Annotated in this window: 12 protein-coding genes; 10 read left to right on the top strand and 2 right to left on the bottom strand. The window is 47.6% G+C overall.

The features are described from left to right. Positions 1–8: 8 nt before the first annotated feature. Positions 9–3,242, bottom strand: coding sequence for a TonB-dependent receptor (locus tag DXD78_RS06360; RefSeq protein WP_009038188.1), 3,234 nt, complete (start codon positions 3,240–3,242; stop codon positions 9–11). A gap of 622 nt (positions 3,243–3,864) precedes the next feature. Between DXD78_RS06360 and DXD78_RS06355 the strand changes: the two genes are divergently transcribed. The 3 genes from DXD78_RS06355 (at position 3,865) to queF (ending at position 5,802) form a co-directional block, all read left to right on the top strand. Beyond that, positions 3,865–4,545 (top strand): queuosine precursor transporter, encoded by a 681-nt coding sequence (locus tag DXD78_RS06355; protein ID WP_005831504.1) that lies wholly within the window; start codon positions 3,865–3,867, stop codon positions 4,543–4,545. A 113-nt stretch (positions 4,546–4,658) separates the two neighbouring features. Beyond that, positions 4,659–5,315, top strand: coding sequence for a 7-cyano-7-deazaguanine synthase QueC (gene queC, locus DXD78_RS06350; protein ID WP_005831503.1), 657 nt, complete (start codon positions 4,659–4,661; stop codon positions 5,313–5,315). Between the two features lie 31 nt (positions 5,316–5,346). After that, positions 5,347–5,802, top strand: coding sequence for a preQ(1) synthase (gene queF / locus DXD78_RS06345; RefSeq protein WP_008664917.1), 456 nt, complete (start codon positions 5,347–5,349; stop codon positions 5,800–5,802). 355 nt (positions 5,803–6,157) lie between these two features. Here queF and eno read toward each other — a convergent pair whose 3' ends face one another. Next, the gene (gene eno / locus DXD78_RS06340) at positions 6,158–7,438 is read right to left on the bottom strand and encodes a phosphopyruvate hydratase (RefSeq protein ID WP_005831501.1); all 1,281 of its coding nucleotides are present in this window, start codon (positions 7,436–7,438) and stop codon (positions 6,158–6,160) included. Between the two features lie 364 nt (positions 7,439–7,802). Here eno and DXD78_RS06335 point away from each other — a divergent pair, with 364 nt between their 5' ends. From DXD78_RS06335 to DXD78_RS06305, 7 genes are all read left to right on the top strand, one after another. Continuing rightward, positions 7,803–10,109: a TonB-dependent receptor gene (locus tag DXD78_RS06335; protein WP_009038190.1), complete on the top strand. Its 2,307-nt coding sequence runs from the start codon at positions 7,803–7,805 to the stop codon at positions 10,107–10,109. Positions 10,110–10,152: 43 nt separating this feature from the next. Next, a complete protein-coding gene (locus tag DXD78_RS06330; protein WP_005831492.1) occupies positions 10,153–11,556 on the top strand; it encodes a DUF4374 domain-containing protein in 1,404 nt (467 codons plus the stop codon). Between the two features lie 35 nt (positions 11,557–11,591). Further along, positions 11,592–12,773 (top strand): PepSY domain-containing protein, encoded by a 1,182-nt coding sequence (locus DXD78_RS06325; RefSeq protein ID WP_005832435.1) that lies wholly within the window; start codon positions 11,592–11,594, stop codon positions 12,771–12,773. Between the two features lie 196 nt (positions 12,774–12,969). Next, a complete protein-coding gene (gene nrfH, locus DXD78_RS06320; RefSeq protein ID WP_005832432.1) occupies positions 12,970–13,560 on the top strand; it encodes a cytochrome c nitrite reductase small subunit in 591 nt (196 codons plus the stop codon). Between the two features lie 21 nt (positions 13,561–13,581). Continuing rightward, positions 13,582–15,063: an ammonia-forming cytochrome c nitrite reductase gene (gene nrfA / locus DXD78_RS06315; protein ID WP_009038191.1), complete on the top strand. Its 1,482-nt coding sequence runs from the start codon at positions 13,582–13,584 to the stop codon at positions 15,061–15,063. 129 nt (positions 15,064–15,192) lie between these two features. Beyond that, positions 15,193–16,437: a cytochrome c biogenesis protein ResB gene (locus DXD78_RS06310; RefSeq protein ID WP_005832426.1), complete on the top strand. Its 1,245-nt coding sequence runs from the start codon at positions 15,193–15,195 to the stop codon at positions 16,435–16,437. Then, the gene (locus DXD78_RS06305) at positions 16,434–17,225 is read left to right on the top strand and encodes a cytochrome c biogenesis protein (protein WP_009038192.1); all 792 of its coding nucleotides are present in this window, start codon (positions 16,434–16,436) and stop codon (positions 17,223–17,225) included. Before DXD78_RS06310 ends, DXD78_RS06305 begins: the two co-directional genes overlap by 4 nt. Position 17,226: the final 1 nt, after the last annotated feature.

Here is a 17,226-nt window from a genome sequence, read left to right as displayed (position 1 = left end):
TCGGTTAATTAGAATTTTACATTTAAGCCTATCATATAGGTACGTGCACTGGGGTAGTAGCCCAGGTCGATGCCTGATGCCCAACCATAATCGTCGCCACCGTAACCGATTTCCGGGTCCATACCGGAATAGCCGGTGAAGGTAAAGAGGTTCTGTGCGGTCAGATACAGGCGCAGCTGTTGTACCGGTAACTTCTTGAATGCTTTCTTGAAGTCGAATCCCACAGTGATGTTCTTTATCTTGAGATAGTCTCCATCTTCGATGTAAATGTCTGATACTCTGTTCCAGTTGGAGCTGGAAGCGCTGGACAGTCTCGGGAACTTGTTGGACGTACCTTCGCCGTGCCAGCGTTGGAATATCTCTGCTGTATAGTTATTCAAGGGTGAGGAGGAGAAGTCACGATAACACTTCAGAATCTGCTGGCCGAATGCGCCGTAAGTAGTGATTGAGAAGTCAATGGCCTTCCAGCTGGCATTCAGGGAAAGTCCCATTGTCAGGTCGGGATTCGGGTTACCTATCATAGTACGGTCATTGGCATCGAGCGTACCGCTATTGTCGGTGTCTGCCCAGATTACGTCACCCGGCTGTGTCTTGTCGCCATTCAGTTTCGGACCTTTGTAGTTGTCTATCTGTTCCTGGTTCTGGAATATGCCGTTACTCTTGTAGCCGTAGAAGTAGCCGATGGGTTTGCCTACTTCAGCACGGAAGCACTCTTCGGCTCCTTCCCACAGAACGCTGCCGCTACCGTGGATGATTCCGTCTTTGTTGGCAATCTTGGTCACTTCATTCTTGTTGTGAGCAAGGGTCAGGTTGGCTCCATATTGGAAATCCTTTCCGATGTTGTCGTTCCAGTGGAGTCCTACTTCAATACCCGTGTTTTTTACATTACCGCCATTGACGGACACTGCATTGGCACCGAAGGAAGAGAGTACCGGAGCCGTAACCAGCCAGTCTCTGGTATTTTTGTTATACCAGTCGAATTCAAAGCCCAGGCGGTTGTTCAAGAAGCGTGCATCGATACCGAAATTCAATTGCTCCTGTGTTTCCCAGGTAAGGTCCGGGTTGGTCAGTCGGTAGGCGTATGAACCGGTACTGATGAGGTCCATGGAGTCGCCGAACGTATAACCGCCATATCCGTTGTTGGAAGTTATCAGTGAAAGATATTGGAAAGTAGATACATTACAGTTACCGTTTTGCCCCCAGGAAGCGCGTAGCTTTAAGAAGTCCAGCCATTTGATTCCTGACATGAAGGACTCGTTGCTGATAACCCATCCTGCGGATACTGAAGGGAAGTATCCCCAGCGGTGTCCGCGGGCAAAAGTGGAGGAACCGTCCGCACGCATGATGACAGAAGCCATGTATTTCTCCTGATAGTTGTAGTTGACACGTCCGAAGAAGGAGGCGATGGAACCTTCCCCGTTAGGCTTGCCAGTCAAGGAGGACACACTGTTGGCGGTCAATGGAACATTGGACAAATAAGCGTGCTTGAAATCATAGAAGTTTGAGCCTATGGCTGAACCGCTCATTTCTTCTCCCATACCCCATTTTTCAATACTCTGACCTACCAGGACGTCGATGTTGTGGTCATCGATATTGAAGATGTAGTTGGCTGTATTGTCCCATGACCAACGGTTATACATAGACATGGATTGGGTAACCTTGTCTTCTGCGTTGTTGAGTGACGCACTCAGATAATCGAATCTCGGCAAATAGGAACGATAACTGGAGGCTCCCATGATGTAACCGAACTGGCTCTTGATACGCAGGTTCTTGATGGGTTGCAGTTCTGCATAGAAGCTGCTCTGCATGTAATGGGACTTGCTTAGGTTCTGGTTCATATAGTAGTCCAGATAAGCTATCGGGTTTTTATTGGCTCCGTTGGAGATATCCCATTTGTAGTTATCCTTTTCCTGGTCTGCATAGAGGTAGTAGCCCCCGTCTGAATTGTAAGGGTGCATCAACGGGCTCATGATGAGCATATTGTGCACTCCGTTCCAATAAATGCCGCCGGTTCCGAATGAACCTTGCGTTTGCGAATATTTGTAGTTGATGGTTTCGCCCACTTTCAAGAAGTCAAGATTGCCTTTTTTCATGACTACGTGGTCCGAGTTGACACGGAAGTTGTAGCGGTTCATTTCTGGAAATTCGCCGGGAACTCCCATGGTGGCTTCTTGGTTGGTGTATGAAATACCTATGGCATATCTGGAACGGTCTGTTCCTCCGGTGATGTTGACTGCGTGGTTCTGTACCAATGCATCTTCATTCAGCACTTCCTTCAGCCAGTTTGTCCCTTTCCATGTTCCGTTCTGTATGGCCTGCAAATCCCTTTCCGGAATATAGGTCGCCCAGTTGTACGGACTCAATCCGTCCATTACACGGCCTTCATCCTGCATCATCATGTACTCTTGGGCATTGAGGATAGTAGGGATTTTGTAAAGGTTCTGCACGCCGACATAGCCGTCGTAACTGACTTCGGCAACGCCGGTTTTACCTCGTTTGGTGGTAATCAGGATAACGCCGTTGGCAGCACGCGCACCATAGATGGCGGCAGAAGCGGCATCCTTCAAGACGTCCAAAGATTCAATGTCACTCGGGTTCAGCCCGTCGATGCTACCGTTGGCAACTCCATCTACCACATAAAGCGGGGAGAAGGTTCCGGTAGTACCGATACCGCGGATATTCACCTTAAAGCCCGAACCCAGGAAGCCGTTGTTCTGTGTGATGTTGACACCCGGTGACTGGCTCTGCAAAGCGCCCAGGGCATCCACAGTGTTCAGCTTGGCTATGTCTTCCCCTTTCACTTGTACAGTGGCGCCGGTGACAAGTTTCTTTTTCTGTACACCGTAACCGACAACAACTACTTCATCCAGTAGTTCGGAATCTTCTGTAAGGGTGATTTTCATGTTGGCATCTGCTTTGGCTTCCTGCGTCTTATAGCCGATGTAGGAAATGACCAGGGTGGCACCTCTTTTTACGTTTAGCGAGAATTTACCGTATAAGTCGGTAGTAACTCCATTGGTAGTACCTTTTTCCAAGATACTTGCTCCGATGATAGGCTCTCCATTCTGGTCGACAATGATACCGCGGGCTGTTTGTGCCTGCATCTGTTCTGTCACTCCGAATGAATTTTCCGAATAGGTCTCTATTGCCATGATTTTGCTGCTTCCTATAAATAGGGAGGCGATGGCAATTGCTGTGAGGATTTTGTTGTTCGATGTTCCTCGTTTACGATTTTCATTCATAATAGATGTTTTTTGTTTAAGCTAATGGATCTCAAAATAAATAGGTTGAATAGAAGATGACACTAATAGTGTCTTGGGGCTTTCGGGTAAATCATAGGCATTCATTGTTTTTCTAAGGTTACTATATATAATATGGTATATTCTTGGTTAATATCAATGTGCTTTCCAGAGCTTCCGGATTGTTGTTATCAAATATAATCCTAATTTTCATTATTTAAAATATAGAATCGTATGTATTAAAATATGTTGTCCATTATTTTATTTGCTTAAGAAATTTGCGTGAATGAAATCTTGTTTGAGAGCAAACTTGGTTGCATGTTTTTGATTTTGTGCTAAAATCAGTTAATATATTGATTTTTATGCTATTGGTTTATGTTTTTTAAAACTATTGTAAATAATATTCTTGGTTTGGGAAATCTTATTTAAGTCTCGTTAACTAAATATGCACTGTCTGTAATTACTTCGAATAAAAAAAAGGAGCTTTGTCTTGCTTGGGATTTAGTTAAAATATATGTTGTTTGTTCATTTGCAAAACTTGTTGTACCTTTGCAACCGGATTTAAAATGTATGATGCCGTGAATAGCGGTCGTGTATTCTAGAACACCACGTAAAAAACAGGAGTATGAAACAAAAAGTATCTGTACCTTTTATGTTGCTGGGCATTCTGTTCAATGTATGCTTGATTGCAGCCAATCTTCTTGAGACTAAAGTTATCCAGGTTTTTGGTATTACCGTAACAGCCGGATTGCTGGTCTTCCCGATTTCTTATATTATCAACGATTGCATAGCCGAGGTTTGGGGCTTTCGTAAAGCCCGCCTGATTATCTGGAGCGGTTTTGCCATGAACTTTTTTGTGGTAATGCTGGGACTGATAGCCGTGGCGTTGCCTGCCGCCCCTTTCTGGGATGGTGCCGCGCATTTCAATTTTGTTTTTGGAATGGCGCCCCGTATTGTCATAGCCAGTCTGACGGCATTCTTGGTGGGCTCTTTTCTGAATGCCTACGTAATGAGCCGCATGAAACTGGCAAGCAACGGGCGTAATTTCTCCGCACGTGCCATTTGGTCGACGGTGGTTGGTGAGACGGCAGACTCGTTGATTTTCTTTCCGGTGGCGTTCGGAGGAATCATTGCATGGCGGGAGTTGCTGGTGATGATGTGTATCCAGATTCTGCTGAAGTCCATGTACGAGGTATTGATACTGCCTGTGACTATCCGTGTGGTAAAAGCTATTAAGCGGATAGACGGTAGTGATGTCTATGATGAAGGCATCTCCTATAAAGTATGGAAAATAGGCGATATTTAAAGCCCCTTACCCGTAGTGAGGGGAAATCAGTTATTATGTCAAACAAATAATTAGCAATGCCCTCTCTGTTTCCCTCCCTACGGGGGAGGGCAAGGGGAGAGGCTTTTAACAAGATGAATAGGGACACTGCTTTGGTGGTATTCAGTGGCGGGCAGGACTCGACCACTTGCCTCTTTTGGGCAAAACGTGAATTTAAGAAAGTGTATGCGCTGAGTTTTCTGTATGGACAGAAACATCAGAAGGAAGTGGACTTGGCGAGGGCCATTGCCCGTAAGGCAGGTGTGGAGTTCGAAGTAATGGATGTTTCCTTTATCGGCCGGCTGGGACATAACTCATTGACAGATGCCGGCATGGAGATGGACCAGGAGAAGCCGGCAGACAGCTTTCCGAATACTTTTGTGCCGGGACGCAATCTGTTTTTCCTGAGTATAGCCGCCGTTTACGCCCGCGAGCGGGGGATTAATCATATTGTGACGGGGGTGTCGCAGACCGATTTCAGCGGTTATCCCGATTGCCGGGATGCTTTCATCAAGTCGCTTAACGTGACGCTGAACCTGGCTATGGACGAGCAATTCGTACTGCACACACCACTGATGTGGATTGACAAAGCGGAGACCTGGGCGCTGGCAGACGAGCTTGGAGTGCTCGAACTTATACGTCACGAAACGCTGACTTGTTATAACGGTATCCCGGGAGATGGTTGTGGACACTGCCCGGCATGCACGTTGCGCAGAGAAGGATTGGAAAAGTTTTTGGCTTCTACTAAATGAGGCACACTTGTATCACTAAAAATATATGGCTATGACAGAATTGAAAGACCAACTTTCCCTTTTGGGGAGAAAGACAGAATACCGTCAGGACTATGCCCCCGAAGTATTGGAGGCATTTGATAACAAGCATCCCGGCAATGACTACTGGGTGCGTTTCAACTGCCCCGAATTCACCAGCCTCTGTCCCATCACGGGGCAACCGGACTTTGCAGAAATCCGTATTTGCTATATCCCCGATGTCAAGATGGTAGAGAGCAAGAGTTTGAAACTCTACTTGTTCAGCTTCCGCAATCATGGTGCTTTCCACGAGGATTGCGTGAACATCATAATGAAAGACCTCATTCATTTGATGAACCCTAAGTATATTGAGGTGACGGGTATCTTCACCCCGCGCGGAGGCATCTCCATTTATCCGTATGCCAATTACGGACGTCCCGGCACGAAGTTCGAGCAGATGGCAGAGCATCGTTTGATGAACCGTGAATGAGGACTGTTTTTGAAGGCCTCCGTAAATAATAAAGGGAGGCTTTGGGAGCAAATGATTGTTGCGCCGCTATATTTTATATTCTTGCTTACTAAAAACTATTCGTCCGACATATGTTTAATTATCGTCCAACAGCTATCGGACGATAATTAAACATATGTCGGACGATAATGTAACGACTGTCGGACGAATAGTCTTTAGTCAATGAAACATTAACCTGCTACCATCTTGGAAAGAATCTTTCCTATAGAGGATAGTAGGGGATGACTTTTGCAAAGATATAGACGATTCTTTAATAAAAATAGCGCCTTTTCCCAAAGACGCTATTCCCTCTTTATGACTTATTCACTACAAAGGGTTATTTTATTCTTTTGTAGCCATAGACAGCAAGGTTACCCAGTTCTTCTTCGATGCGCAATAGTTGGTTGTACTTCGCCATGCGGTCGGAGCGGCTCAGAGAACCGGTCTTGATTTGTCCGCTGTTGGTGGCAACGGCAATGTCTGCAATGGTGGCGTCCTCGGTTTCGCCGGAACGGTGAGAAGTCACTGTGGTATAACCGTGGCGGTGTGCCATTTCGATAGCATCCAGCGTTTCACTGAGTGAACCGATTTGATTGACTTTGATAAGGATGGAATTGGCGCAGCCCATGGCAATACCTTTTTCAAGGAATTCCACGTTAGTCACGAACAGGTCGTCGCCAACCAGCTGGCAACGGTTGCCGATGCGTTCGGTCAACTTCTTCCAGCCTTCCCAGTCGTTTTCGCTCATGCCATCCTCGATGGAGTCAATCGGGTAGTTATTAATCAAATCTTCCAAGTAAGCTATTTGTTCGTCGGCAGTACGTTTTTTACCATTTTCGCCTTCAAAGATGGAGTAGTCATAGATACCGTTCTTAAAGAACTCGGATGAGGCACAGTCCATACCGATTTTCACATCCTTGCCCGGTTCGTAGCCGGCAGCCTTGATGGCGCTCATGATGGAGTCCAGCGCATCTTCTGTTCCTGCCAGTGCCGGTGCAAAACCGCCTTCGTCGCCTACAGCAGTGCTGAGGCCGCGGTCGTGCAACACTTTTTTCAAGGCGTGGAATACTTCGGCTCCCATGCGCAGGCCTTCACGGAAGGAAGAGGCGCCTACCGGCCGAATCATAAATTCTTGGAAAGCGATAGGAGCGTCGCTGTGTGAACCTCCATTGATGATATTCATCATCGGGACCGGCATTACGTAGGTATTTACTCCACCGATATATCTGTATAAAGGTATATCGAGATAATTGGCGGCGGCTTTGGCTACTGCCAGTGAGACACCCAGAATGGCGTTGGCACCCAGCTTGGATTTGGTAGGCGTGCCGTCCAACTCAAGCATCTTGTGGTCGATGGTACGCTGTTCCAGTGACGACCAGCCAATCAGTGCCGGTGCGATTATCTTGTTGACGTTTTCTACTGCTTTTAGTGTACCTTTACCACCGTAGCGTTGCTTGTCGCCATCGCGAAGTTCCAGCGCTTCGTGCTCGCCGGTAGAAGCACCGGAAGGCACTGCTGCGCGTCCCATAACACCACATTCCAGAATAACGTCCACTTCTACTGTGGGATTGCCGCGTGAATCAAGGATTTCACGGGCTACAATCTTTTCAATTTTCATACTTAAACTTTAATAATTTATTGTCCGTTGTCTTGTTTTAATTTGCAGCAAAGGTCGTACAAAAAGGCATATTGGGCAATACCTATAAATAGGGGTTTTTCATTTCCCGGCTCCTCTTTTTTTAGATTTATTATTGATAATACCTATCAATGGTGATTGCATAATATGATATATACGATAAATCCACTCCATATAATTACCTACAATAAGTGATTGCACAGCTGGCTGTTAATAATGACCTTTGCACCGGTTTACTAACAACATTATAATTATTATAAAATTGAAAGCATATACACTTAAATTCTCGCTGCTGTTTTTCCTTCTGTTGGCTTCTCTGTCTGTACATGCGCAGAGGAGAGGAGGGATGATTTCGGGTAGAATCATTTCTACGGAAAAAGAAACGGTGGATTTTGCGACTGTTTATCTGAAAGGGACGAGTTATGGAGGAACCACGAATCAGGAAGGCCTCTATCACATCAAGGCGCCTGCCGGCGACTATACGCTGGTGGTGTCTGCCGTAGGTTATACAAAGGTGGAGAAAAAGGTGAAACTGGTCAATGATGAGCGGATGAAGCTGAACATAACCATCGCTCCCGAAACGCAACAGCTGGACGAGGTGACTATCGTTTCTACCGGAGTAAGCCGGGTGAAGAGGTCGGCATTCAATGCTGTGGCAGTCGATACAAAGGAACTCCAGAACACCACGAAGAATCTGAGCGATGCCTTGACCAAGGCTCCGGGCATGAAACTCCGTGAGTCGGGTGGGGTAGGTTCGGACATGCAGTTGATGCTGGACGGTTTTAGCGGAAAGCACGTCAAGGTGTTCATTGACGGTGTGCCGCAGGAAGGTGTGGGAAGCTCCTTCAGCCTGAACAATATTCCGGTGAGCTTTGCCGACCGTATAGAGGTATATAAGGGTGTAGTTCCCGTGGGCTTCGGTACGGATGCCATTGGCGGTGTCATCAATATTGTTACCAACAAGAAACGCCGGAACTGGTTCCTGGATGCTTCTTATTCTTACGGCTCGTTCAATACCCACCGCTCATACGTTAACTTCGGACAGACTTTCAAGAACGGTTTCAGCTATGAAATCAATGCCTTTCAAAACTACTCGGACAACGATTATCATGTAGATGCGCCGGTAAAGGATTTTGAGACGGGCAGTTTCAACGAAAGTGAGAAGGTGCGCGTGAAGCGTTTCAATGATACTTACCACAACGAAGCCATTGTGGCCAAAGCGGGTATTGTGGACAAAAGTTGGGCAGACCGGCTGATGTTCGGTTTCACCTATTCGCACATGTACAAGGACATACAGACCGGTGTACGCCAGAAGACAGTCTTCGGAGAAAAGCACCGCTTCGGCCATTCACTGATGCCTTCGATGGAATACAGCAAACGCAACTTGATAATCAAGGGGCTGGATATGGTGTTGACAGCCAACTACAATCGCAATGCCACTACGAATGTGGATACTGCCCGCTACGAATACAACTGGCTTGGTGAGAAACATCCGCTGAACAGCCCCGGCGAACAGTCCCGCCAGTATTCCCGTGCCGATAATGACAATTGGAACGGTACATTGACCTTGAATTACCGCATTGCCAGAGTCCACATGCTGACTTTCAATCATGTGTTGAGTGCATTCCAGCGTGATAATACTTCACTGTTGGCGGTGGAAGAACAGACGGATGCCATTGCCAAGCAGACCCGCAAGAATATCTCCGGTTTGTCATACCGCCTGATGCCTTCCGAAAAGTGGAACTTCTCGGCATTCGGCAAATACTACCGCCAGTATGTGGCAGGACCTATGGCCGAGGATGATACCGGTAGTAATTATGTACGCACCAGCCGTACGGTAGACTCTTGGGGATATGGTGCTGCCGGAACCTATTTCATCCTGCCCGGCTTGCAGGCGAAGCTCTCTTATGAAAAAGCTTACCGCCTGCCCACTATCGAAGAGATGTTTGGTGACGAAGACCTGGAGAGTGGAGACATCGGCATCCGTCCCGAGAAAAGTGACAACATCAACTTGAACCTGAGTTATTCCCGGAGTTTTGGAAAACATTCCGTCTACGTGGAAGGCGGTGTGGTATACCGCAATACGAAGGATTATATCCAGCGCAATATCCAGGACTTGAGCGGAGGAAAAGAAGGGGCCACTTATACCAACTACGGCAAGGTGCTGACGAAGGGATACAATGTATCGGCACGCTATGGCTTCGGACGCTGGCTGAGTGTGGGCGGCAACTTCACGCAGATGAATGTGCGTGACAATGAGAAGATGCAAATCGGCAGTACCGGCAACTCTGTGGAAAATCTCGGTTACAAGGCACGCATTCCCAATGTGCCCTATCAGTTTGCTGATTTTGACGTAAACTTCTATTGGCGCGACCTCTGGAAGAAAGGGAATATGCTGTCCGTGACTTACGACAACCAGTACATGCACAGCTTCTCCTACTATTCGCAGGCCATCGGTAGCAAGAACAAGGATTTCATGGTACCCGACCAGTTCTCCCATAACCTGACATTGAGCTATAGTCTGAAGAATGGCCGCTATAATATCTCGTTTGAATGCCGCAACTTCACGAACGAGGATTTGTACGACAATTTCAGTCTTCAGAAAGCCGGGCGTGCGTTCTATGGCAAGGTACGTGTACATTTTGGTGATTAATAAATATAATGGTTTTAATAGGTGTAATTAATAAGAAGAACAAATGAAGAAGAATTATCTTTTGTCCGGCCTCTTGGCAATGGCAATGACCGGAATGGCTTTAATTTCTTGTACAGACACAGACGAACCGGGTTCCGGCTCCGGTTCCGGTTCAAAGGGTAACTATGTGATAGCTGCCACGGCTACAGTTTCAGGTAGCTCCGTTCCTGTCCTGCTGACAGCCGAGTCACTGGAAAGCGGTGAAATTACTGCTGCCGGCAATGGCCTTGTGAACGATGGGGCTACTTACTGGGTGTTCTACGGAAACAAATATCTGTATGCCTTGAACTATCACCAGGGAAATGCAGGCACTACCCAGTCGTTCATTATGAATACAAACGGTGAACTGGAAAAACGTAGCCAGGAGTATAACGTCAATCGTTTCACTACCTACGGCTATTATGACCAATTTATAATGACGACTTCTACCGGCGACGGCCCTACGGAACTGAATGATGCAAATGGATATACTCCCCAATCTTTTTTGATTTCCTATCTGGATGTCGAGAAACAGACTTATACAAAGAACTCGGTAACAAAGGATACTCCATTTCTTGCCGAAAATTTCCTTGAAAATGGTGAATACGTAACACTGGCCGGTATAGAACAAGTGGGCAGTAAGGTTTATGCAGCAGCCATTCCCATGGGGCTTAGCCAGTATGGTTGCATGCAGAAGAACGAAGACGGTAGCTACAAGTGGGTGCTTTCCGGTAATGAGGATTTAATAAAGACAGAATCCGGCGGGCAGGGTAGCGGTGCCTATGAGAAGGACGAATTGCAATGGACCCAGTATCCTAATGAATGCCATATCGCTATCTTTGGTGATCAGACACTGAATTCTCATAAGGTCATCACTACAGACAAAATCAGTTATGCTGCCGGACGTAACCGTTCACAGTACTACCAGATGAACTGGCTTGCCGACGACGGCTATGTATATGTATTTTCTCCGAGCTATGCCAAGACCATGAGTGATTCGCGTCAGCAGACTACATTGCCTGCTGGAGTTGTACGCATCGATACCAAAGCAGAAGAATTTGATGCCGCTTATTACTATAATCTTGAAGAGAAAGCCAATGGCGCCTCTTTCTTGCGGACTTGGTATATTTCAGGTAATTATTTCCTGCTGCTGATGTATGATAAGGCAATTACGGCATCAGACAAGGTTGCCAACCAACTTGCCGTCTTCAATGCCTCCACCGGAGCTTTGACTTATGTGAACGGCCTTCCAAGCGATGTCTCTGGCTTTGGTAATACCCCGTACATGGAAAATGGCAACGCATATGTGGCAGTCACTACCTCTTCCGGCTATCCTGCCATCTATAAGGTAGACCCTGCCAATGCAACGGCTACCAAAGGGCTGGTGGTCAATGCAACCCAACTGAACGGTGTAGGTAAACTGGAATAAAGGTTCTGATATGAAATGAATAAGAGAACATACTTATGAAGAAAATTTTCAGTAAGATACATTTATGGCTTTCAGTCCCCTTCGGACTGTTGATTACCCTTATCTGCTTCTCCGGTGCCATGCTGGTATTCGAGACGGAAGTGATGGAGCTTTGCCGCCGCGACCTCTACTATGTAGAAAAAGCCGGACCGGCACCGCTTCCCATGAGCCGGTTGGCCGAAAAAGTAGCCGCTACTTTGCCGGATAGTGTCTCTGTGACGGGTATCACTGCATCGTCCAATCCGGAACGTGCCTGGCAGGTGAATCTTTCCAAACCTCGTCGTGCCTCCGTCTATGTGGACCAGTACACGGGTGAGGTGAAGGGCCGGTATGAGCGTGCGCCGTTTTTCATGACCATGTTCCGCCTGCACCGCTGGCTGTTGGACAGCATGAAGCCCGATGGAAGTATCTTCTGGGGGAAAATGATTGTGGGCACTGCCACACTGATGCTTGTCTTTGTGCTGCTGTCAGGCGTTGTCATCTGGTGGCCCCGTACAAAAAAGGCTTTAAAGAACAGTCTGAAGATTGTTGCCGGTAAAGGTTGGCGCCGGTTCTGGTACGACCTGCATGTGGCAGGCGGCATGTACACGCTGATTTTTCTGTTGGCGATGGCACTTACGGGACTGACATGGTCTTTCTCCTGGTATCGCACCGGCTTCTACAAAGTTTTTGGAGTGGAAACCATGCAAGGGGGTGGAGGACATGGTGCTCAGGCACAAACTGCTGCCCACGGAGGAGATAGGGCTCAAGGCAGGTCTGGTGGCGAGAATCGTGAAAGAAAGCCTTTCTCTCCTTTTGCAAACTGGCAGAAGGTTTACGAAGAACTGAAGGAGCTTAGTCCTGATTATAAACAGATAACCGTATCGCGTGGCTCTGCTACAGTCTCCTTCAATCGGTTGGGCAACCGTCGTGCTGCCGACCGCTATACGTTCAATCCCCGTAATGGTGAAATCACCGGGACTACCTTATATAAGGATGCCGACACTTCCGGGAAAATCCGTGGCTGGATATACTCCGTCCATGTAGGCAGTTGGGGAGGATGGGCCACCCGCATCTTGAGCTTTCTGGCCGCTTTGATTGGCGCAAGCCTGCCGTTGACGGGCTATTATCTTTGGATTCGAAGATTGGTCCGGAAGAGTGGCAGAAAAGTGAATGTTCAATTAAAGAAAGCAGCTTAAAAAAAGCAGGCAGTTTTATAAAAGGATGAAGATGTCCACAAGATGCGCAGGCGTGCGTGTTTTGTGGACATCTTCATATAGGTATGCGTGAGAATGAATGCTTTATTAAAAATACCGAAAAATAAATGGAAAAATGTAATCATGATTACACTTTTTTAGATTGTAACTGCCTATTTTTGCTGAAAATATTCATTTTATGGCGAAGTTACCAATCATAAGTAAACTATTTCCATCCTACAGGTGGAAAGTAACGGCACTCATTGTTTGCGGTGTCCTCGTCGGCAGCGGAGGCTTGTTTATGTATCTTCTCCGGGCGCACACTTATCTGGGAGATGACCCTGCGGCATGTGTCAACTGCCACATCATGGCTCCCTATTATGCAACCTGGATGCACAGCTCCCACAGCCGGGATGCCACTTGCAACGATTGCCATGTCCCTCATGAGAATATGGTAAAGAAATGGATGTTTAAGGGAATGGACGGCATGAAGCACGTAGGTGCCTTTCTCACTAAAAGCGAACCGCAGGCCATCCAAGCCGAGGAAGCCAGTGCGCAGGTCATTATGAATAATTGCATCCGTTGCCATACGCAACTGACCAACGAGTTTGTGGATGTCGGCAGGATAGACTACATGATGACCCTCATCGGCGACGGAAAGGCATGCTGGGACTGCCACCGTGATGTGCCTCATGGTGGAATGAACAGCCTCTCGTCCACGCCCGCTGCACTGGTACCCTATCCGGAATCTCCCGTACCGGAGTGGTTGCAGAAACTGATAAAGGAATAATAACAATAAATCTTCATATATATGGAAAAGAGATTAAAATCGTGGCAAGGATGGCTGTTGTTCGGTGGTTCAATGGTCGTTGTATTTGTCTTGGGTCTATGCGTTTCTGCCTTGATGGAGCGCAGGGCCGAGCTGGCAAGTGTATTCAATAACCGCAAAACTGTGATTGAAGGAATTGAGGCACGCAACGAAGTCTTCAAGAGTGACTTTCCACGTGAGTATCAGACGTGGACTGAAACCGCCAAGACCGACTTCCAGAGTGAATTCAATGGAAATGTGGCTGTGGATGTATTGGAACAGCGTCCCGAAATGGTGATACTTTGGGCTGGATATGCCTTCTCCAAAGACTATTCCACTCCGCGCGGACACATGCATGCCATCGAGGATATTACGGCAACCCTGCGTACCGGTGCGCCTGCCACTGATGCAGATGGTCCGCAACCGTCCACTTGCTGGACTTGCAAGAGTCCCGATGTCCCCCGTATGATGGAAGCCATCGGTGTGGATGCTTTCTATAATAATAAGTGGGGCGCTTTGGGTGGTGAAATTGTAAATCCGATTGGTTGTGCGGACTGCCACGAACCGGAAAATATGAATCTGCATATCAGCCGTCCGGCTCTGATAGAAGCTTTTGAACGTCAGGGCAAGGATATTACCGAGGCCACTCCGCAGGAGATGCGCTCGCTGGTATGTGCACAGTGCCACGTGGAATATTACTTCAAGGGTGACGGCAAGTACCTGACTTTCCCCTGGGACAAAGGTTTTACGGTGGAAGACATGGAAGCCTATTATGATGAGGCCGGTTTCTACGACTATATACATAAGTTGAGCCGTACCCCCATCCTGAAAGCGCAACACCCCGATTTTGAAATAGCCCGGATGGGCATTCACGGTCAGCGTGGCGTATCGTGTGCGGACTGCCACATGCCCTATAAGAGTGAAGGTGGCGTGAAGTTCAGCGACCACCATATACAAAGTCCGTTGGCTATGATAGACCGTACCTGCCAAACCTGCCATCGCGAAAGTGAGGAGACTTTGCGCAACAATGTCTACGAACGCCAGCGCAAGGCCAATGAAATCCGCAACCGCCTTGAACAGGAACTTGCCAAAGCTCATATCGAAGCTAAATTTGCCTGGGACAAGGGAGCTACGGAAGAGCAGATGAAAGAAGTGCTGGCACTGATTCGCCAGGCGCAATGGCGTTGGGACTTCGGTGTGGCATCTCACGGAGGTGCTTTCCATGCACCACAGGAAATCCAGCGTGTCTTGTCTCACGGCTTGGATAGAGCTATGCAGGCGCGTTTGGCTGTCTCCAAAGTGCTGGCAAAGCATGGATATACGGACAATGTTCCCATGCCGGATATCTCTACCAAAGACAAGGCGCAGGAATATATCGGCCTCGATATGGATGCCGAAAGAGCTGCAAAGGACAAATTCTTGAAGACTACCGTACCGGCTTGGTTGGAAAAAGCCAAAGCCAACAACCGGTTAGCACTAAAATAAATTTATTTACGATTGGACGATTTACGATGTACGATTGGGATTACTCCCCGATATGTACATCCCGGATTGACTCTATCAACAATCTAACTCCAATCGTACATCGTACATCGTCAAATCGTAAATCAGAAGATGTGGAAGAAACCGTGGAGGTATAAGGAAGGTTTTATCTGTGGGGCAGGACTGTTCGTCACGGGCTTGCTGTTGCAGTGGAGCGTTGGAGATATTCGTTGGGGCTTGTTTGCGTGGCCGGTCAATGTCATCGTTCTGGTGTTGTTCCTGCTATTGTTGGCATGCATGCATGGATTTCGTAGACGGGTGTACTGTTTCGGATGGCTCAGTCATTATACGGCTGCAGTTTCTTCCCTGGTATGTGTGGCGGTTGTCACTGTCGTTATGGGATTGGTGCGGCAGGTTCCTTCTACCCAGCCTTCGGCAGATGTCATCGGCTTTTCGAAGATGCTTTCTTTCTGGCCGTTCGTGTTGCTTTATATCTGGCTGGTTACTGTCTTGGGACTGACCATTCTCCGTGTATGTATTCCTTTAAAATTGCGTAAGATTCCTTTTCTGCTGAATCATGTCGGCTTGTTTGTCGCCCTCTTGACGGCAACGCTGGGCAATGCAGATATGCAACGACTGAGAATGATTACCCAATTGGGCAAGACTGAATGGCGTGCCACGAATGAGGATGGCAAGCTGACGGAGCTTCCGCTTGCCATTGAACTGAAAGAATTCACCATACATGAATACCCTCCCAAGCTGATGCTGATAAATAATGAGACCGGGCAGGCACTGCCGAAGGATGTGCCGGAACATTTGCTGTTGGAAGAGAAGGTAGAACGGGGGAGGTTGCTGGATTGGGACATCTCTATCCTTCAATCCATTCCGATGGCTGCCTCTGTAGCTGCGGAAGATACCTTGAAGTTTACCGAATTCCATTCGATGGGAGCTACCTATGCTGTTTATCTGAAGGCGGTGAATGCTACCTCCGGACAGTCGAAGGAGGGATGGGTGAGTTGCGGTAGTTTCATGTTTCCTTATAAGGCATTGCGCTTGTCGGAACAGACCAGTCTGGTGATGCCCGAACGTGAGCCGCAGCGATTTGTTTCTGCTGTAACGGTTTATACGCAGTCAGGAGAGGTAGTGGAAGACACAATCGAAGTGAACCGTCCTTTGAAGATATTCGGATGGAACATTTATCAATTAAGCTATGACGAAACGAAAGGACGGTGGAGTGATGTCAGTGTTTTTGAACTGGTACGCGATCCCTGGCTTCCGGCTGTATATGCCGGCATCATAATGATGGTGCTGGGGGCAGTCTGCTTGTTTGTCAATGCACCGAAAGGAACAGAAGAAAGAAAGGAGGAGACGGTATGAGTTGGGATTATTTTGCTCTGTTTGCCATTGTCGCTTTACTTTTCTGGGGATTGGGAGCTTTCGCTGCATGGCGTGGTAAACGTCCGGTAGTGGTATACACTTTGACTTGTCTGGGCTTGGCTGTCTTTTTCAGCTTCATTGTCGGCATGTGGATTTCTTTGGAGCGTCCTCCGATGCGGACGATGGGGGAGACGCGTTTGTGGTATTCATTCTTTCTTCCATTGGCAGGAATCATCACTTACAGTCGTTGGAGGTACAAATGGATTCTCGGTTTCAGTTCCGTCTTGTCCTTGGTGTTTGTCTGCATCAATATTTTTAGGCCCGAAATACACAACAAGACGTTGATGCCCGCTTTGCAGAGTCCGTGGTTCACTCCTCATGTCATTGTCTATATGTTTGCCTATGCCATGCTGGGTGCCGCTACGGTGATGGCTGTCTACCTGCTGTGGTTCAAGAAAAAAGGAATTGAACGGCATGAGATGGCTTTGTGCGATAATCTGACTTATGTAGGACTTGCCTTCATGACACTGGGTATGCTGTCCGGTGCTGTCTGGGCGAAAGCTGCTTGGGGACACTATTGGGCATGGGATCCCAAGGAGACTTGGGCGGCGGCTACCTGGTTCTCCTATCTGGCATATATCCATTTCCGATTGGGATGCCCCGCGGCCTATCGTAAGGCACTGTTTGGCTTGCTTGTATCTTTTCTGTTGTTGCAAATGTGTTGGTATGGCATCAATTACTTGCCCTCGGCACAAGGAGTGAGTGTACATACGTATAACTTAAATTAAA

The organism is Bacteroides sp. D20 (assembly GCF_003436255.1).
In the GTDB taxonomy this organism is placed as follows: domain Bacteria; phylum Bacteroidota; class Bacteroidia; order Bacteroidales; family Bacteroidaceae; genus Bacteroides; species Bacteroides uniformis.
The sequence above is the reverse complement of the archived record's forward strand: the minus strand, read 5'-3'. Positions and strand labels throughout refer to the sequence as shown.